This window comes from Pseudomonas sp. PA-1-6B (assembly GCF_021609545.1).
GTDB classification, from domain to species: Bacteria; Pseudomonadota; Gammaproteobacteria; order Pseudomonadales; family Pseudomonadaceae; genus Aquipseudomonas; species Aquipseudomonas fluorescens_BV.
Genome location: NZ_WJZM01000030.1, coordinates 12588 through 29603, shown reverse-complemented (window position 1 = coordinate 29603; position 17016 = coordinate 12588). Strand labels below are relative to the sequence as shown.

Genomic DNA, 17016 nt, shown 5'->3' with positions numbered 1-17016 from the left:
AATCAGCGCTTACAAAAAGCTAATTGATTGCAAAGGACGGCTCTCTAGCATGTGCAGGTCTTATTACGGAGAGCCTGTATGAACACTCAGTCTGTAAGCCCCAGCCAACTCGCTAACCGGGCCGGCAACGCCGTCATTTCATCTACCGTCACGCCGCCTGACGCAGCGGTGAATGGGGGCGTCGATGCGATGTCGGCGTTCCCTTTTCCCCGTGACACGATCAAAGGCTGGATCCAGGAAAAAGTCTGGAACCTGACCAATCAATGGATCGACCCCGACAAGGTATACCTGCATCAGTTTTCTCCTGCCAACAGTACCCACACTGGCAGCGCCGTGACCGGGTGGGAACATCGCGGAGTTCCCGAGTCGTCCATGACGCTGACCGATGCCGTGGCCAGTGATTTTTTCTCGGCAGAACGCTACGGCACGGCCGGCAAGGCTCAGGCGCTGGCGCATTTCGTGTCTTCGAATACCAGCCCGTTTTCGTTGCTGGACAGCGAAAGTGTGCCGGATTTTTTCAGCCGGCTGGGCAAGTTCATTTTCGACCGGACGGGACCGGGCTACCTCTACTCGAAAATTCACGATGATGTGCCCAACGCCGTGGAGACCTGGCGTGATCTGGACGCCGCCTATGGCCTGTACCTGGATGGGCCGGGAAAAGGCACCTACGACGCCGGCAACCAACTGCGCATGAAGCCCAGCGAGCTGTTGAACCTGGTGCGTGAGGGGGACCTGCAGAAAAAGGTGATGACCAGGCTGGACAATTTTTGGATGCAGCACGGCGACGAGTGGCGGATGCTGGCCAAGCAACAGTTTGTGATGGAGGCCCGTGCCGCGCGCGCCCTCAACCAACAAGACTCCAGCCAGGGCCTGAGCCCGCAGGCTTATGCCGAGGTAATGAAAGCGGCGGCGTCAGGTGTACCGCTCGAGGGGCCGATGTCCAAGGCCCAGTTACAGGCGCAGACGACGCCGGGTCCGGACACCAGGGTGTTTTGCTTCGACATCAATGGTTATAAGTCCAATGACATCCTGCGCTTCATCGCCAAGAGTGGTACCGAAACCCTCTATGTCCCCGGCGCAAAACCCGCGATCCAGACTTTCAAGGACCGAGCCGCCGTGGACCAGTGGGTGCTCGAACAAAGCAAGGACCCCGCCAAAGCCAAGGTGCTGGAGGAACATTTCTCGCTGCGTGATCGTCAGCAGGGCGTGTTTGGCGCCCTGAGTGCCAACGGCGTGGACGTCACCCTGGCCAAGCTGGGTGCAGGCACCCAGGCAGCGAATGACAGTGTTATCGATACTTTGAATTATCCAATCGGCGGGGACGTGTTTTCCTTCATGGCCAGCCAGACACGCCAACGCATCGACAATGATGCGGATACCGAAATGAAATCCAACGGCGAAGTGCGCAAGGACGACGCACTGGCTCTGTTGCAAGCCGGCAACGCAATATTCTCCATCCCCATGGCCTTGCTCGGGCCTATTGGTCTGGCGCTTGGCGCCGTCTCTTATACGGCACAGGTAGGAATGGAAATCGACCAGGCCGTGGAGGGTGACACTCAGGCCGAGCGCAAGAATGGGCTGCATTCGGCGGTGATGGACGTCGCGACGATGGCTTTTTTTCACGCCCTCGGCAAGGCCGGCCCTTCCACGGCCGACCCCGCTGTCGAGTCCGGCGCTCAACCGACGACGGCGCAAAAACCGTTTTTCAACTATCGCCGCGTGAACGGGCAGATCGGTGTGCTGATGAGTCCGACGGAACCTGCGCGGCTACCCGAAAAACCAGCAAACGGCTTGAATCCTGCGTGGGACCCATCCATGGAGATTTACCTGCAAGGGGGGGCCAAGCGTCCCTCAGTGCAGCCCCGGTATGAGATCGTCGAGGAGGGCCCGTCTACGGCGAAGAAGCCCAAACTCGAGGACTCGGAAAACGAACTGTCGGAGAATGAGGAGTCGCCGTCTTCGGTGGTTTCCGATGCCACGTCCTCCGGGGATTACGAGCCGTACGACGATAGCAACGTGCTCAAGGTCAATCCGTTCAAGGCCGGCGTCCAGGTGCCTGATGGTGGGTATTTCAACAGTCGAGGCATGATTGAACGTACCGATATACCCAAGTTGTACCGCGTCGAAAAGGCGGATCGCGTAGAGCGTCGCGGTGATCCGGCAACTTATGGTTTCCGGGACTCAAACTTCTTTTCCGGGGCTGAAAAAATGATGGACGGCAATGTCGTGATGGCGTCTCGCTCAAAGGCGGCGGCGATACATTTTGGTGATACTGCACTCGGCGGCAAGTACCACCTTTACGAAATCGACAGTCGCGGTGTTCCCGTCGTCTCTTTCAACGAAAATATCGAGGTAAACCCGCAGTTCGTCGAGGCTCGCCAGTGTGTGGCGCCCGGCACCATCGAGCGGATGCGCAAGTCGGGCCACTTGAATGAGTTTGCAGAAAGTTCCTATGAGTTCGATGAAGTGCATGTGGACAATGATCAACTGTCGAGCGCAAGGATCAGGGAAATTCACAACCATTGAGCGTGTTCACTTTGAGCGCTTGCTGAGCTAGGGTGGTCGCTCGCCAGCAACGAGCGACCGGAACTTGGAGAGTTATATGCACTTAGGAAAAGTCACCCCCATCCTGCGGATTTTCGACGAGGCCAAGGCGTTGGAGTTCTACGTCGATTTCCTGGGGTTCAAGGTCGATTGGCAGCATCGCTTCGAGGCGAATTTTCCGTTGTACGTGCAAGTGTCGCTGGGGGAGTGTGTGCTGCACTTGTCCGAGCATCATGGCGATGCTTCGCCAGGGGCGGCTGTGCGGGTCCAGGCCCAAGGGGTCGATGCGTATCAGCAGCAATTGCTGGGCAAGGAATACCGGTATGCCAAGCCTGGGGTTGAAGACACGCCGTGGGGGACGCGGGAGATGAGCATCAGAGACCCGTTTGGGAATCGGTTGGTGTTTGTTGAGGAGAACGAGGGCTGATTCTCCCATTGGGCTGTTCGCAGGTAAGGCCCTTGTGACGAGGGAGCTTGCTCCCTCGTCACCATGGTTGTGGTGCTACACCCGGAAATGACTGACCATCTGCTGCAACTGGCTACCCAGGCGCGCCAGTTCAACACTCGACTTGGCTGTCTCATCACTGGCCGTAGCGGTCTGCTCAGACACGTCACGCACGTTCACGATACTGCGGCTGATCTCTTCCGCCACGGCGCTCTGTTGTTCGGCGGCCGCGGCAATTTGCTGGTTCATCGACTGGATATTGGACACCGTGCGGGTGATGCTTTCCAGGGACACACCCGCCTTGCGCGTCAGCTCGACACTGCTGTCGGTGAGGCTGCGGCTGTTGTTCATCACGTTGGCCACTTGTTGGGTACCGTTCTGCAAACCGGCTACAAGGTCTTCGATTTCTTCGGTGGACTTCTGTGTACGCTGCGCCAGGCCACGCACTTCGTCGGCGACCACGGCAAACCCACGGCCGGCTTCCCCGGCACGCGCAGCTTCAATGGCGGCGTTAAGTGCCAGCAGGTTGGTCTGTTCGGCCACGGCCTTGATCACGTCCATCACGCTGCCGATCTTGTTGCTCTCTTGTTGCAGGTGCGTCATGGCGTCGGTGGAGCGCGCCACTTCGGCCGCCAGGCGTTCGATCTGGGCGATGGCTTCAGCCACCACTTTATCGCCTTCGCGGGCCTGGCCGTCAGCGTCGGAAGCGGCTTGGGAAGCCTGTTCGGCATTGCGCGCAACTTCCTGCACAGTGGCGGTCATTTCATGCATGGCGGTGGCGACCTGATCGGTCTCGATCTTCTGGCTGTTCACGCCGGCGCTGGTCTGCTCGGTCACCGCTGACAATTCTTCGGCGGCGCTGGCGATCTGAGTGACGCCGTCGCGAATGCCGCTGATCAGCTCGCGCAGGGTGGTGCCCATGCGCTGGATGCCTTGCTGCAACACGCCCAGTTCGTCGCGACGGGTCACCTGGATATTGTGGCTCAAGTCGCCCGAAGCGATGCGCTCCACCACGGCCAGGGTGTCCTGGATCGGGCGGGTGATCTGGCGGGTGATCACCCACGCGGCAATCACGCCGACCAACAGGGCCAGCAAGGTGCTGATCAGTTGCAGGCTGCGGGCCTGGGTGCTTTCGGCGTCGCGACGTTCCAGTTGGATGTCGTACAGCTTGTCGCTGATCGTCACGATGTCGGCGCCCTGGGTGGTCATTTCGGCACGGGCGGTGACGATATTGGCATTGGCCGCCTTGTAGCTCTGCACGGCGCTGCGATAGGCGCCTAGCGCGGTTTCCAGTGCGGACAATGCGCTTTGCTGGCCAGTACCGAAGGCAACGCTGAGGCCTTTCAAACCAGTGACAGCTTTTTCCAGCTGTGTAGCAGCGCGGGCTTCGGTTTCTGCGTTGGGGCTATTGGTATAGCCGCGCACTTCGTAGCGAGCCTGCATGAATTCGTTCTTGGCCTGGGTCACGGCCAGGAACTGCGTGAAGCGTTCCGGGCTGTCGGATGACTGCTGCACACTGGTTTCCAGCGCGTTGATTTGCGCGTTGGCAATGTCGGCCTTGGCGCCCATGACATCGCGCGCAGCGTTGCCATTGCGGTAGGCCTCGCGCATTTTGTTCAGGGACTGGCGGTAAGCGGTAATGACGGCTTTCTGCTCATTGAGCAGCTTGAGGTTTTCCGGGCTCTTGAAGCTGTCGAGCAGCTTCTGTTGCTGGGCGGCGAAGGCATCGAGGCTGGTCTGCACGTTCTGCGCCACAGCTTCGTCGCCATTGGCCAGCATGTATTGCAAGCGCACGATACGCAGTTTGGTCAGCGAGGCATTGAGCTGGGTGATGTCGCTCATCCAATTGCTACGGTCGATCAAGCCGCCCAGGCTGGTCCAGCCAGTGAGTGCCAGGATCGAGGTGAGGACCAGCACCAGGCCGAAGCCCAGGCCGAGTTTGAGATTGACGCTGATGTTACCGAACCAGCTGTTCATCGAAAGCTCCTTGAAGAGTGATGTCTGTCTGCTGGACGGTGTGTTTTTGTTTGAGCCAGCCAAGATGTGTAGGGCTGTATCGGCGGGAAAGGATGATTCTGAAATACTTTTATTGTTCGTCGACGAAGGGTCGCCGGCGCGCAACGGCGATGCCGGGGTGGGGCTGATCACGGCCCGCTCATGTGTGCTAGTCTGCGGGCCCTTTTAGTTCTGGGCGGCGCGGGAAACCGTGGCGTCCTACAGCGGAGCCTCTTCATGTCCGAAGTTAATCTGTCCACCGACGAAACCCGCGTCAGCTACGGTATCGGCCGTCAGTTGGGCGACCAGCTGCGCGACAACCCGCCACCGGGCGTCAGCCTGGACGCGATCCTGGCCGGCCTGACCGACGCATTCGCAGGCTCGCCAAGCCGTGTTGACCAAGAGCAAATGGCGGCCAGCTTCAAGGTGATCCGCGAAATCATGCAAGCCGAAGCCGCTGCCAAGGCTGAAGCTGCAGCGGGCGCTGGCCTGGCTTTCCTGGCAGAAAACGCCAAGCGTGATGGCATCACCACCCTGGCTTCCGGCCTGCAATTTGAAGTGCTGACGGCCGGTACCGGCGCCAAGCCGACCCGTGAAGACCAAGTGCGTACTCACTACCACGGCACCCTGATCGACGGCACTGTGTTCGACAGCTCCTACGAGCGCGGCCAGCCTGCAGAATTCCCGGTGGGTGGCGTGATCGCCGGCTGGACCGAAGCCCTGCAACTGATGAATGCCGGCAGCAAATGGCGCCTGTACGTGCCGAGCGAACTGGCTTACGGCGCTCAAGGCGTTGGCAGCATCCCGCCGCACAGCGTTCTGGTATTCGACGTCGAGCTGCTCGACGTTCTGTAAGGCCTGCTGGTTACCTGTTGGGACGAACGCGTTCGCCCCAACAGGTATTTGCCAGTTTCTTCATGGATGGAACTTGCCATTCAAGTCGGTCGCCGGGCGCAACGCTCGTGCATAACAGAACAGAAACAGATTCCTCACCACTTCCTTCAGCACCCCAGGCTCACTGGAACTCAGGCCATTCACGTCCAGATCGCCCTGGTCCTGCAGCTCGTTCAGCGCTTCTTCCTCAAGCACCGCACAGACTTCACCGGTTTCCCGATGCAGGATTCGCAGGTAAGGGTGGGGGCGATCCAGCCAGGCATCTATCAAATAAGTCATGGTCGTTCTCCTTGATGGGTTTCAATGAGAATAATTCTTATTCGTAGAATAGCAAGCGTCTATTGGCAATTTCTGGGTTTTTCTGTGTGGGTATTGCGTTCGATCAACGCAGAGGGCGAAACGCCATCCCGCGGCGGGCGCGGGATGGAATGCAGCAGGTTCAGACTTTGCGCACGAACTCGGACTTGAGTTTCATCGGGCCGATCCCGTCGATCTTGCAGTCGATATCGTGGTCGCCGTCGCACAGGCGGATGTTCTTGACCTTGGTGCCCACCTTGACCACCAGGGAAGTGCCCTTGACCTTGAGGTCCTTGATCACGGTGATGGTGTCGCCATCCTGCAGGACGTTGCCCACAGAGTCTTTCTTCACGGTCTCATCGCCGACCACTTCGGCCTCGCCGTTGGCGGACCACTCATGGGCGCATTCCGGGCAGACCAGTTGGGCGCCGTCTTCGTAGGTGTATTCGGAATTGCATTTTGGGCAGGGTGGCAACGTGCTCACTAAAGCTCCTAGAAAGTCAGGGATGGCTAAAAGTCGCACATTATATAGGGTTTTAAACGCGGGTGGGGTTGGACTCGTCCTAATGTGGGAGCTGGCTTGCCTGCGATAGCGGCAGTGAATTCACTCCCGTCATCGCAGGCAAGCCAGCTCCCACATTAAACAGCGCGGAATCAGTGAGTACGGGCGACCGCAAACTCACTCAGCTCAACCAGGGCATCCCGGTATTCACTGGCCGGCAGCGCTTCCAGGCATGTGATCGCCCGCGCCACGTAGTCACGCGCCAGTTGCGCGGTGTACTCCAGGGAACCGGAGGCTTCTACGGCGGCACGGATGGCTTCCAGGTCTTCGATCCCGCCTTTCTGGATCGCCTTGCGCACCAGGGCAGCCTGTTCCGGCGTGCCTTCGCGCATGGTGTAGATCAGCGGCAAGGTCGGCTTGCCCTCGGCCAGGTCGTCACCGACGTTCTTGCCCAGGGTTTCAGCGTCGCCTTTGTAGTCGAGCAGGTCATCCACCAGTTGGAACGCCACGCCCAGGTGATCACCGAACGTGCGCAGGGCCTCAGCCTGTTCGGCGGTGGCGCCACACAGCGCGGCTGCACTGTGGGTAGAGGCTTCGAAGAGCATCGCGGTTTTGCCGCGAATCACTTCCATATAGGTTTCTTCAGTGGTGCTGGCGTCGCGGACTTTGGACAGCTGCAACACTTCGCCTTCGGCGATGATGCGTGTGGCCTGTGAAAGAATCTTCATCACGGGCATCGAGCCCAGCTCCACCATCATTTCGAACGAGCGCGAATACAGGAAGTCGCCCACCAACACGCTGGGCGCATTGCCCCACATCGCGTTTGCGGTCTCGCGACCACGGCGCATGCCTGACATGTCGACCACGTCGTCATGCAGCAGGGTGGCGGTGTGCAGGAATTCGATCGTGGCGGCCAGCAGGCGCAGGTCATCGCCTTGACGGCCCAGGGCCTTGCCGCACAGCAACACTAATAAAGGACGCAGGCGTTTGCCGCCCGCCGACGTAATGTAGTCGCCAATTTTGGAGACCAGCGGCACTTTAGACGTCAGCTGCTGCTTGATGATGCCGTCGACGGCGCTAAAATCGTCCGCGACCGCGCGGTAGAAAGCTTGGGGTTGCATCAGCGACAGTCGCTCCAGAAGGGTTGCGCGGCATGCTAGGACCCTGACCCCCGGGTGTCAAGGCGCGATAGACGGCCCCTTGCAAGCCTCCCATAGCTTGCGTACAATCGCGCACCCTGAACTTCCTGGGCAGCACCTGCCTTACGCAATTGCATTCGGGACGTCCATCCCATGCAGCCATGCCAGCCAATACCTCTTCTTATAAAGCGCTGGGTGAGCAGGATTATCGGAGAAATACCATGTCGTACGCAGTAATTGTTACTGGTGGCAAGCAATACAAAGTCGCCCCAGGTGAATACCTGAAGATCGAGAAACTGGAAGTCGCTACTGGCGAATCCGTTACTTTTGATCGCGTTCTGTTGGTCGCCAATGGCGATGACGTGAACATCGGCGCTCCAGTTGTTGCTGGCGCTACCGTTGTGGCTGAAGTGATCTCCCAAGGTCGTCACGATAAAGTCCGCATCATCAAGTTCCGTCGTCGTAAGCACCACATGAAGCGTATGGGCCACCGCCAGTGGTACACCGAGATCAAAATCACCGGTATTCAGGCTTAATTTCAGCCTAATTCCTCACTAGGAGAATTGACTCATGGCACACAAAAAAGCTGGTGGTAGTACCCGTAACGGTCGCGACTCAGAAGCCAAACGCCTTGGCGTGAAGATGTATGGCGGCCAGAAAATCATTCCGGGCAACATCATCGTGCGTCAGCGCGGCACCCAATTCCACGCCGGTTACGGTGTTGGCATGGGTAAAGATCACACCCTCTTCGCTAAAATCGAAGGCGTGATCAAGTTCGAAGTAAAGGGCGCGTTCAACCGCCGTTACGTGAGCGTTGTCGCAGCTTAATTGCGAGATCGCTGGAAAAGCCCTGTCTTGCGACGGGGCTTTTTCGTTTGTGGAGTGAGTCTCTTGCAAAGCTGTTTGTGATGAGCTCAGGCGCAGGTTTGCGGTCGCTGATTGAGGTCGCTGCGCTCATTTTTGCAAGAGTCTTATGTCTTGGTTTCTTAAGCTCGTCCATGCGGCGAGAGGCGTTTTGTTATGAAGTTCGTTGATGAAGTTTCCATCCGAGTAAAAGCAGGCGACGGCGGTAACGGTTGCATGAGTTTCCGTCGCGAAAAATTCATCGAAAACGGTGGTCCAAACGGCGGTGACGGCGGTGACGGCGGTTCCATCTACATGATGGCCGACGAAAACCTCAACACCCTGGTCGACTACCGTTACACCCGGCACTTCGATGCCGAGCGTGGCTCCAACGGCGGCAGCACCGACTGCACCGGAAAAAAAGGTGAAGACCTGGTACTGCGCGTACCGGTCGGCACCACGATCATCGACTCTGCGACCCAGGAAGTGATTGGCGACCTGACCAAGGCCGGCCAGAAGCTGATGGTTGTGCAGGGCGGTTGGCACGGTCTGGGTAACACCCGATTCAAGTCCAGTACCAACCGTGCACCGCGCCAGACCACGCCGGGCAAGCCGGGCGAGCAGCGCGACCTGAAGCTGGAAATGAAAGTACTGGCGGACGTGGGCCTGCTGGGCCTGCCGAACGCGGGTAAAAGTACCTTCATTCGCTCGGTGTCGGCTGCCAAGCCGAAAGTCGCCGACTACCCGTTCACCACCCTGGTGCCAAACCTGGGCGTGGTCAGCGTCGACCGCTGGAAGAGCTTCGTGGTTGCCGACATTCCCGGCTTGATCGAAGGCGCTTCCGACGGTGCTGGCCTGGGCATCCGCTTCCTCAAGCACTTGTCCCGCACCCGTTTGCTGCTGCACCTCGTCGACATGGCGCCGCTGGATGACACCAGTGCCGCCGATGCTGCCGAAGTCATCGTCAGCGAACTGACCAAGTTCAGCCCGGCCCTGGCCGAGCGCGATCGCTGGTTGGTACTGAACAAGTGCGACCAGATACTTGAAGAAGAGCACGAAGAGCGCGTCAAGGAGATCGTTGATCGCCTGGAGTGGGAAGGTCCGGTCTACGTCATCTCGGCCATCGCCAAAGAAGGCACCGAGCGCCTGACCCGCGACATCATGCGTTACCTGGAAGACCGTGCCGACCGCCTGGCGGCCGACCCGGTGTACAAGGCCGAACTCGCCGAACTCGACCAGCAGATCGAAGACGAGGCCCGTGCCCAGTTGCAGGCCCTGGACGACCAGCGTGCCCTGCGTCGCAGCGGCGTGAAGTCGGTCCACGACATCGGCGACGATGATTGGGACGAAGAAGACGTGGATGATGAAGACGGTCCGGAAATCATTTACGTGCGTGACTGATCCGTTGCGATAAACTTGAACGCCGCTCCCTGGAGCGGCGTTTTGGTATCCGGGTATAACGTTATGGGCAGCGCTGGGTCGCGCGGCCCCCACTCTAAGGTTGAAGATGATGCGGAGCAAAGTGACAGGTGCGCAGCGCTGGGTCGTGAAAATCGGTAGTGCGCTGTTGACGGCGGATGGCAAAGGTCTGGATCGCGCAGCCATGAGCGTCTGGGTCGAGCAGATGGTGGCCTTGCATGAAGCAGGCGTTGAGTTGGTGCTGGTGTCGTCCGGAGCGGTTGCCGCCGGGATGAGCCGCCTCGGCTGGACCGCGCGACCCAGCGCGATGCACGAACTGCAAGCCGCTGCCGCCATCGGCCAGATGGGCCTGGTGCAAGCCTGGGAGTCCAGCTTTGCCGAGCACGGCCGCCACACGGCGCAGGTGTTGCTGACCCACGACGACCTGTCCGACCGCAAGCGCTACCTCAACGCCCGCAGCACCTTGCGCGCGCTGGTGGAGCTCAAGGTCATCCCGGTCATCAACGAGAACGACACTGTGGTCACCGACGAAATCCGCTTTGGTGACAACGACACCCTGGCCGCCCTGGTGGCCAACCTGGTAGAGGCTGACCTGTTGGTGATCCTCACCGACCGCGATGGCATGTTCGACGCCGACCCGCGCAACAACCCCGATGCCCAGCTTATCTATGAAGCCCGCGCCGACGACCCGGCGCTGGATGCGGTCGCCGGCAGTGTCGGCGGTGCCCTGGGCCGCGGTGGCATGCAGACCAAGCTGCGCGCCGCGCGCCTGGCGGCGCGTTCGGGGGCCCACACCATCATCGTCGGCGGGCGCCTGGAGCGCGTGCTTGATCGCCTCAAGGCGGGTGAGCGCATTGGCACGCTGTTGTCGCCGGAGCGCGGCATGCTGGCGGCGCGCAAGCAATGGCTGGCCGGTCATCTGCAAACCCGTGGCACGCTGGTGCTGGACGCGGGGGCCGTATCGGCCTTGTCCCAAGGCAACAAGAGCTTGCTGCCGGTGGGTGTGAAGTTGGTGCAGGGCAGCTTCCGCCGTGGCGAGATGGTGGTGTGCGTTGCGCCAGACGGTCGTGAGATTGCGCGCGGCCTGGCCAATTACAGCGCCCTGGAAGCACAGAAGATTATTGGACAATCTTCCGACGCCATTGTCGGACTCTTGGGTTATATGGCGGAACCGGAACTGGTTCACCGCGACAACCTGATCCTGGTTTAACCATAGGAAATACACGATGCGCGTGATGAAGGGATTGCTCGGCCTGCTGTTGGCCATGCCGCTGCTGGCTTCGGCCGAAGAAGTCGGCCAGGTGTCGACGGTGTTCAAGTTCGTCGGCCCCAACGACCGGATTGTGGTTGAAGCGTTTGACGACCCCAAGGTCGATGGCGTGACCTGCTACTTGTCGCGTGCCAAGACCGGCGGGGTAAAGGGCGGCCTGGGCCTGGCTGAAGACCGTGCCGAAGCCTCGATCGCTTGCCGCCAGGTGGGCCCCATCCACTTCAAGGGTGAGCTCAAGGACGGCGACGAAGTGTTCAAGGAGCGCACCTCGCTGGTGTTCAAGACCATGCAGGTGGTGCGTTTCCTCGACAAGAAGCGCAACACCCTGGTGTATCTGGTCTATAGCGACCGTTTGATCGAAGGCAGCCCGCAGAATGCGGTGACGGCAATTCCAATTCTGCCCTGGCCGACCGCTCAGTAACCTGCAGGCGAGTTTTGTCACCGGCGTCTATGATTGCAGCTTTGCCGGTTGTAAGCTCCGAAGGGCTGCAATGCAAAGAACATGGGATATCTGGAGTTCGTCATGAGTGCTTTCCACGATCTGAAACTCAAAGCTCTGGACGGACAAGCGCTACCGCTGGCGCCTTTCAAGGGCCAAGTTGTGCTGGTGGTCAATGTGGCGTCCAAATGTGGTTTGACCCCGCAATACGCGGCGTTGGAAAACCTCTATCAGCAGTACAAGGACCAAGGGTTCACAGTGCTCGGCTTGCCATGCAACCAGTTTGCAGGCCAGGAGCCGGGCACCGAGGAGCAGATTCAGCAGTTCTGCAGCCTGAACTACGGCGTGACCTTTCCACTGGGCAGCAAGATTGAGGTCAATGGGCCTGATCGGCACCAGTTGTACCGTTTGCTGGCGGGCGAGGGCGCTGAATTCCCCGGCGATATCACCTGGAACTTCGAGAAATTCCTGTTGGGTAAGGATGGCCGGGTACTTGCGCGTTTTTCGCCGCGTACGCCTCCGGAAGATCCCTCCATCATCCAGGCCATCGAAAAAGCCCTGAGCTGACGTCAGTGAAGGCCTGATCGTTCCCACGCTCTGCGTGGGAATGCCACCCTGGGCGCTCCGCGTCCCGCTTTTACCCCTTAATCATTTAGATCAATAGTGCTACTCAGCGCTGCAAGCTCTCCATATTATCCGCATCATAAATTCACTCTCCCGTGGAGCGTTCCATGCCCGTCCAAGCCTTGTTCAAACCCTTCCAGCTCGGTGCATTGCAACTGTCGACCCGCGTGGTCATGGCGCCCATGACTCGCTCGTTCTCCCCAGGCGGCGTGCCCAATTCCAAAGTCATTGAGTACTACCGCCGCCGTGCCGCTGCCGGTGTGGGTTTGATCATCACTGAAGGCACCGTGGTCGGGCACCCAGCCTCCAATGGCTACCCCAACGTGCCGCATTTCTACGGTGAAGCCGCCTTGGCTGGCTGGAAGAAAGTGGTCGATGCAGTCCACGCCGAAGGCGGCAAGATTGTCCCGCAGCTGTGGCATGTGGGCAGTGTGCGCCGTATGGGCACCGAACCTGATGCCAGCGTGCCGGCTTATGGCCCGATGGAAAAGCTCAAGGACGGCAATGTCGTTGTGCACGGCATGACCAAACAGGACATCAAGGACGTGATCAACGCCTTCGCCCAAGCCGCCAAGGATGCCCAGGCCATCGGCATGGACGGCGTGGAAATCCACGGTGCCCACGGCTACCTCGTGGACCAGTTCTTCTGGGAAGGCAGCAACCAGCGCACCGACGAATACGGTGGCAGCCTGGCCAACCGTTCGCGCTTCGCCATTGAGCTGATCCAGGCCACCCGCGCCGCTGTCGGCCCGGACTTTCCGATCATCTTGCGTTTCTCCCAGTGGAAGCAGCAGGACTACACCGCGCGCCTGGTGCAAACCCCTGAGGCGTTGGGTGAGTTTCTCAAGCCACTGTCTGACGCTGGCGTGGATATTTTCCACTGCTCCACCCGTCGTTTCTGGGAGCCGGAATTTGAAGGCTCCGACCTTAACCTGGCCGGTTGGACGCGACAGCTCACCGGTAAGCCAACCATCACGGTAGGCAGCGTGGGCCTGGATGGCGAGTTCCTGCAGTTCATGGTCAACACCGACAAAGTTGCCCAGCCTGCCAGCCTGGAGAAACTGCTGGAGCGCCTGAACAACGATGAGTTCGACCTCGTTGCAGTGGGCCGTGCCTTGCTGGTGGACCCGGATTGGGCGGTGAAGGTGCGCGAAGGGCGCGAGAGTGACATCTTGCCCTTCAGTCGTGAGGCGTTGATGACTCTGGTGTGAGCGGTAAGAGGGCGGGCACCGGTTGGCCGTCCTCGCATACCCCGCGCAACTGGCGCTCGAACTGCTCGACAATCGCCGGCCAGCCCTGACGGCTGGCATGTTGTCGGGCATTCAAGCGCACTCTGCGCAACGTTTCGCGCTCCTCCAGCAGCCAGATGGCCGCTTCGCAAAATGCGTCTTCATCCCCAGGCATCGCCAGTGCGCCGCTATAGCCATGGCGCAGATGCTGGCTCGCGGCGGCCTGGTCGTAAGCCACCACGCCCAGGCCAGACGCCATCGCTTCAAGCACCACATTGCCGAAGGTTTCGGTCAGGCTGGGGAACAGGAACAAATCCCCTGAGGCGTAATGCCTTGCCAGCTCTTCGCCGCGCTGCGTTCCGCAGAACACTGCATCGGGCAAATCGTGTTCCAGCGACGAGCGCTGGGGGCCATCACCGACCACAATCAGCTTCATCCGCCGCATTGGATAGGCAGCCTGCAAGGCATCAAAGCAGCGCTTGAGCAGCCTCAGGTTCTTCTCTTGGGCCAGGCGTCCCACATGCAGCACGGCAATATCGTGGTTCTCCAACCCCCACTTTTCACGCATGGCGTTACCGCGTTTGGTCGGGTGGAACAATTGGCTGTCGACACCCCGGGATAACATATCCAGACGCTCAAAATGCCGGCGCTCCAGCTCCAGGCGCTGGCTGGCGCTCGGTACCAGGGTCAGGCTCGAGCGGTTATGAAACCAGCGCAGGTAATGGGTGACCACGCGGCTCAACAGGCTCAAGCCATACTGGTTCGAATACTGCTGAAAGTTGGTATGAAAGCCGCTGACTACGCCGATCCCCAGGCGCCGCGCAGCGCGCAGCGCCGAGAGCCCCAGCGGCCCTTCCGTGGCGATATACAGTACATCCGGGCGTTGGCGCGTCCAGCGGCGCAGCAACTTGCGCATTGACGATTGGCCCCATTGCAAGCCTGGATAGCCCGGCAGTGGCCAGCCGCGGCACAGCAGCAGTTCATCGTCGCTGGAGCGGTTTTGGTCGGCACTCTGGCGTGGGCGTACCAGCTCGACCTGATGGCCGCGTGAACGCAAACCCTCACACAGGCGGCCAAGGGTATTGGCCACCCCGTTGATTTCCGGCGGGAAGGTTTCGGTAATGAGGGTGATGTGAAGCGAGGCTGTCGTCATGACCCACAGTGTCGGCGTGGGCCATGTCGCCATTGTGTCAGTGCGATGATGGATTTATGACTTGGCCACCGCCGGCTGCGCCATCGCCTCGGCGCCTTGCTCCCGCACCCAGAACAACGTCGCCCCGGCCACCGCCGCTGGCATCATCAACAGGTTGACCACTGGCACCAGCAGTACCAGGTAGACAATGCCGCCAAAACTCATGCTCTGCCAGCGTTTCTGGCGCAGCCACGCGAGCATTTCGTTCCAGCCCAGCTTGTGGTTGTCGGCCGGGTAGTCGATGTACTGGATCGCCATCATCCACACGCCAAATAGCAGCCACAACGGCGCCGCGATCAGGTTGACCACCGGGATGAACGACAGGATGAACAGGCCGATGGCACGTGGCAGGAAGTAACCCAGCTTGCGCATCTCCCGCGCCAGGGTGCGCGGGACCATGGCAGCCAGCTCACCCCAACTGAACGGCGGGAAGTCGTCGGTGCCGCGTACCACGACCTCGACCTTCTCGGCGAGAAACCCGTTGAACGGCGCGGCGATAATATTGGCGAGCATGGTGAAGGTGAAAAACACCATCAGCACCACCAGCACGACAAACAGCGGCCACAACAGGTAATTCAAAAAGCCTAGCCAGTGGGGCAGCGTCGGCATCAAGCTGTCGACCCACAGGCTGAACTGATGGCCGGCGAAATAGATCAACCCGACGAACAGCACCAGGTTGATCGCCAACGGCAACAGCACAAACAGGCGCAGGCCGGGGCTTAACACCAGTTTGAGGCCTTCACGCAGGTATTGCGGGCCGGAAAGGGCAGGGGCGGGCATGGGGTACTCCGAGCAAAATGGCGAACGCGCCGACCTTACCGGCTTTGCACCTGATGTGAAAGCGCGGGCAAGTAGGCGACATCCAGGGTTACAAAGGTGTCGATTAACTTGATTGCACGCATAGAGAACACCTATGAGCTGGATTGTTATTGCGTATTTCCTTAATCTTGCCCCCCTCGATACGCTGCACCCATTATTTTCAGGATCTGGCGAGTCAAAGCCTTCCCCAAGTGCTTCGCGGTCCTTTTTTATTCCCGCCGCCCTGTGGTCCGGGCGGTCGGTAGGAGTGAGTCATGTCTGATACCCGTCATTCCCGAGTGATTATTCTCGGTTCCGGCCCTGCCGGTTACAGCGCCGCTGTCTACGCTGCTCGGGCCAATCTCAAGCCGCTGCTGATCACTGGCATGCAGGCGGGCGGTCAGTTGACCACCACTACTGAAGTCGACAACTGGCCGGGCGATGTCCATGGCTTGACCGGCCCGGTGCTCATGGAACGTATGAAAGAGCACGCCGAGCGCTTTGAAACCGAGATCGTCTTCGACCATATCAACCAGGTCGACTTCTCGAAAAAGCCTTACAGCCTGACCGGTGACAGCGGTGTGTACACCTGCGATGCGCTGATCATTGCCACCGGTGCCAGTGCGCGTTACCTGGGCCTGCCGTCGGAAGAAGCGTTCATGGGCAAGGGTGTTTCCGCCTGCGCCACTTGCGATGGTTTCTTCTACCGCAACAAGCCGGTTGCCGTGGTCGGCGGTGGCAACACTGCCGTGGAAGAGGCGCTGTACCTGGCCAACATCGCCAGCACCGTGACCCTGGTTCACCGCCGCGAGACCTTCCGCGCCGAGAAGATCCTGATCGACAAGCTGCACGCCCGTGTCGCTGAAGGCAAGATCATCCTCAAGCTCAACGCCACCCTGGATGAAGTCCTGGGCGACAACATGGGTGTGACCGGTGCCCGTCTGAAAAACAACGACGGCAGTTTCGACGAGCTGAAAGTCGACGGCGTGTTCATCGCTATCGGCCACACTCCGAACACCTCACTGTTCGAAGGCGTGCTGGAAGCCAAAGACGGGTACTTGGTGGTGCAGGGCGGCCGTGAAGGCAATGCAACTGCGACCAACATCGAAGGCATCTTCGCTGCTGGCGACGTGGCAGACCACGTTTACCGCCAGGCCATCACCTCGGCCGGCGCCGGTTGTATGGCGGCCCTGGATGCTGAGCGTTACCTCGACGGTTTGAAGGACGCTTCGTTCTAAACCCGTTGACTCAAAAAAACCGGCGAAAGCCGGTTTTTTTATGCCTGCGATCTAACCTACACCGCTAAACAAGTGTGGGAGCTGGCTTGCCTGCGATAGCGGTGTGATAGTCACCACCGCCATCGCGGGCAAGCCCGGCTCCCACATT

The 17016-nt window shown here is 59.7% G+C and carries 17 protein-coding genes and 1 pseudogene; 11 read left to right on the top strand and 7 right to left on the bottom strand.

The annotated features are described in order from the left end of the window. The first annotated feature begins 78 nt into the window (after positions 1 to 78). Positions 79 to 2526, top strand: coding sequence for a dermonecrotic toxin domain-containing protein (locus GIV35_RS15715; RefSeq protein ID WP_236264672.1), 2448 nt, complete (start codon positions 79 to 81; stop codon positions 2524 to 2526). Positions 2527 to 2602: 76 nt separating this feature from the next. Then, a complete protein-coding gene (locus GIV35_RS15710) occupies positions 2603 to 2971 on the top strand; it encodes a glyoxalase superfamily protein (RefSeq protein ID WP_223023116.1) in 369 nt (122 codons plus the stop codon). Positions 2972 to 3046: 75 nt separating this feature from the next. Here GIV35_RS15710 and GIV35_RS27520 read toward each other — a convergent pair whose 3' ends face one another. Further along, complete coding sequence (locus GIV35_RS27520) at positions 3047 to 3751, bottom strand: methyl-accepting chemotaxis protein (protein ID WP_414478987.1); 705 nt, start codon at positions 3749 to 3751, stop codon at positions 3047 to 3049. A 198-nt stretch (positions 3752 to 3949) separates the two neighbouring features. Continuing rightward, positions 3950 to 4831 (bottom strand): annotated as a pseudogene (locus tag GIV35_RS27515) (methyl-accepting chemotaxis protein); the annotation flags it as partial. Positions 4832 to 5221: 390 nt separating this feature from the next. Between GIV35_RS27515 and GIV35_RS15700 the strand changes: the two are divergent. Beyond that, complete coding sequence (locus GIV35_RS15700) at positions 5222 to 5839, top strand: FKBP-type peptidyl-prolyl cis-trans isomerase (RefSeq protein WP_034128752.1); 618 nt, start codon at positions 5222 to 5224, stop codon at positions 5837 to 5839. A 60-nt stretch (positions 5840 to 5899) separates the two neighbouring features. Here the strand turns inward: GIV35_RS15700 and GIV35_RS15695 are convergent, their stop codons facing one another. The 3 genes from GIV35_RS15695 to GIV35_RS15685 all read right to left on the bottom strand — a co-directional run bounded on the left by GIV35_RS15695 (position 5900) and on the right by GIV35_RS15685 (position 7798). Further along, positions 5900 to 6157 (bottom strand): PA4570 family protein, encoded by a 258-nt coding sequence (locus GIV35_RS15695; RefSeq protein WP_005791321.1) that lies wholly within the window; start codon positions 6155 to 6157, stop codon positions 5900 to 5902. A 160-nt stretch (positions 6158 to 6317) separates the two neighbouring features. Then, the gene (locus GIV35_RS15690) at positions 6318 to 6659 is read right to left on the bottom strand and encodes a zinc ribbon domain-containing protein YjdM (protein WP_034128750.1); all 342 of its coding nucleotides are present in this window, start codon (positions 6657 to 6659) and stop codon (positions 6318 to 6320) included. A 170-nt stretch (positions 6660 to 6829) separates the two neighbouring features. Beyond that, complete coding sequence (locus GIV35_RS15685) at positions 6830 to 7798, bottom strand: polyprenyl synthetase family protein (protein ID WP_003194086.1); 969 nt, start codon at positions 7796 to 7798, stop codon at positions 6830 to 6832. A gap of 239 nt (positions 7799 to 8037) precedes the next feature. Between GIV35_RS15685 and rplU the strand changes: the two genes are divergently transcribed. The 7 genes from rplU (at position 8038) to GIV35_RS15650 (ending at position 13622) form a co-directional block, all read left to right on the top strand. Then, positions 8038 to 8352 carry a 50S ribosomal protein L21 gene (rplU, locus tag GIV35_RS15680; protein ID WP_007950961.1) on the top strand — a complete coding sequence of 105 codons (315 nt, stop codon included), beginning with the start codon at positions 8038 to 8040 and terminating at the stop codon, positions 8350 to 8352. Positions 8353 to 8386: 34 nt separating this feature from the next. After that, the gene (rpmA, locus tag GIV35_RS15675; RefSeq protein WP_003176049.1) at positions 8387 to 8644 is read left to right on the top strand and encodes a 50S ribosomal protein L27; all 258 of its coding nucleotides are present in this window, start codon (positions 8387 to 8389) and stop codon (positions 8642 to 8644) included. 192 nt (positions 8645 to 8836) lie between these two features. Next, entirely contained in the window at positions 8837 to 10060 is a 1224-nt protein-coding gene (cgtA, locus tag GIV35_RS15670) for an Obg family GTPase CgtA (protein WP_003194084.1), read from the top strand. Between the two features lie 109 nt (positions 10061 to 10169). Further along, entirely contained in the window at positions 10170 to 11288 is a 1119-nt protein-coding gene (proB, locus tag GIV35_RS15665) for a glutamate 5-kinase (RefSeq protein WP_019817476.1), read from the top strand. 16 nt (positions 11289 to 11304) lie between these two features. Next, a complete protein-coding gene (locus GIV35_RS15660) occupies positions 11305 to 11769 on the top strand; it encodes a CreA family protein (RefSeq protein ID WP_003194082.1) in 465 nt (154 codons plus the stop codon). 102 nt (positions 11770 to 11871) lie between these two features. Further along, positions 11872 to 12354, top strand: coding sequence for a glutathione peroxidase (locus GIV35_RS15655; RefSeq protein ID WP_054896977.1), 483 nt, complete (start codon positions 11872 to 11874; stop codon positions 12352 to 12354). Positions 12355 to 12518: 164 nt separating this feature from the next. Further along, entirely contained in the window at positions 12519 to 13622 is a 1104-nt protein-coding gene (locus tag GIV35_RS15650) for an NADH:flavin oxidoreductase (RefSeq protein WP_034128747.1), read from the top strand. Here the strand turns inward: GIV35_RS15650 and GIV35_RS15645 are convergent. Next, the gene (locus GIV35_RS15645) at positions 13591 to 14793 is read right to left on the bottom strand and encodes a glycosyltransferase family 4 protein (RefSeq protein ID WP_236264673.1); all 1203 of its coding nucleotides are present in this window, start codon (positions 14791 to 14793) and stop codon (positions 13591 to 13593) included. The genes GIV35_RS15650 and GIV35_RS15645 overlap by 32 nt on opposite strands. A gap of 54 nt (positions 14794 to 14847) precedes the next feature. After that, positions 14848 to 15612, bottom strand: coding sequence for a sulfate transporter CysZ (gene cysZ / locus GIV35_RS15640; protein ID WP_054896976.1), 765 nt, complete (start codon positions 15610 to 15612; stop codon positions 14848 to 14850). Between the two features lie 293 nt (positions 15613 to 15905). Here cysZ and trxB point away from each other — a divergent pair, with 293 nt between their 5' ends. Further along, positions 15906 to 16868 carry a thioredoxin-disulfide reductase gene (trxB, locus tag GIV35_RS15635; RefSeq protein WP_010206474.1) on the top strand — a complete coding sequence of 321 codons (963 nt, stop codon included), beginning with the start codon at positions 15906 to 15908 and terminating at the stop codon, positions 16866 to 16868. Positions 16869 to 17016 lie beyond the last annotated feature (148 nt).

Bases quoted from the DNA above. Each gene is read 5' to 3' on its own strand.
- GIV35_RS15715 (WP_236264672.1), top strand. From the start codon at position 79: ATGAACACTCAGTCTGTAAGCCCCAGCCAACTCGCTAACCGGGCCGGC.
- GIV35_RS15710 (WP_223023116.1), top strand. From the start codon at position 2,603: ATGCACTTAGGAAAAGTCACCCCCATCCTGCGGATTTTCGACGAGGCC.
- GIV35_RS27520 (WP_414478987.1), bottom strand. From the start codon at position 3,751: ATGACCGCCACTGTGCAGGAAGTTGCGCGCAATGCCGAACAGGCTTCC.
- GIV35_RS15700 (WP_034128752.1), top strand. From the start codon at position 5,222: ATGTCCGAAGTTAATCTGTCCACCGACGAAACCCGCGTCAGCTACGGT.
- GIV35_RS15695 (WP_005791321.1), bottom strand. From the start codon at position 6,157: ATGACTTATTTGATAGATGCCTGGCTGGATCGCCCCCACCCTTACCTG.
- GIV35_RS15685 (WP_003194086.1), bottom strand. From the start codon at position 7,798: ATGCAACCCCAAGCTTTCTACCGCGCGGTCGCGGACGATTTTAGCGCC.
- rplU (WP_007950961.1), top strand. From the start codon at position 8,038: ATGTCGTACGCAGTAATTGTTACTGGTGGCAAGCAATACAAAGTCGCC.
- rpmA (WP_003176049.1), top strand. From the start codon at position 8,387: ATGGCACACAAAAAAGCTGGTGGTAGTACCCGTAACGGTCGCGACTCA.
- cgtA (WP_003194084.1), top strand. From the start codon at position 8,837: ATGAAGTTCGTTGATGAAGTTTCCATCCGAGTAAAAGCAGGCGACGGC.
- proB (WP_019817476.1), top strand. From the start codon at position 10,170: ATGCGGAGCAAAGTGACAGGTGCGCAGCGCTGGGTCGTGAAAATCGGT.
- GIV35_RS15660 (WP_003194082.1), top strand. From the start codon at position 11,305: ATGCGCGTGATGAAGGGATTGCTCGGCCTGCTGTTGGCCATGCCGCTG.
- GIV35_RS15655 (WP_054896977.1), top strand. From the start codon at position 11,872: ATGAGTGCTTTCCACGATCTGAAACTCAAAGCTCTGGACGGACAAGCG.
- GIV35_RS15650 (WP_034128747.1), top strand. From the start codon at position 12,519: ATGCCCGTCCAAGCCTTGTTCAAACCCTTCCAGCTCGGTGCATTGCAA.
- GIV35_RS15645 (WP_236264673.1), bottom strand. From the start codon at position 14,793: ATGACGACAGCCTCGCTTCACATCACCCTCATTACCGAAACCTTCCCG.
- cysZ (WP_054896976.1), bottom strand. From the start codon at position 15,612: ATGCCCGCCCCTGCCCTTTCCGGCCCGCAATACCTGCGTGAAGGCCTC.
- trxB (WP_010206474.1), top strand. From the start codon at position 15,906: ATGTCTGATACCCGTCATTCCCGAGTGATTATTCTCGGTTCCGGCCCT.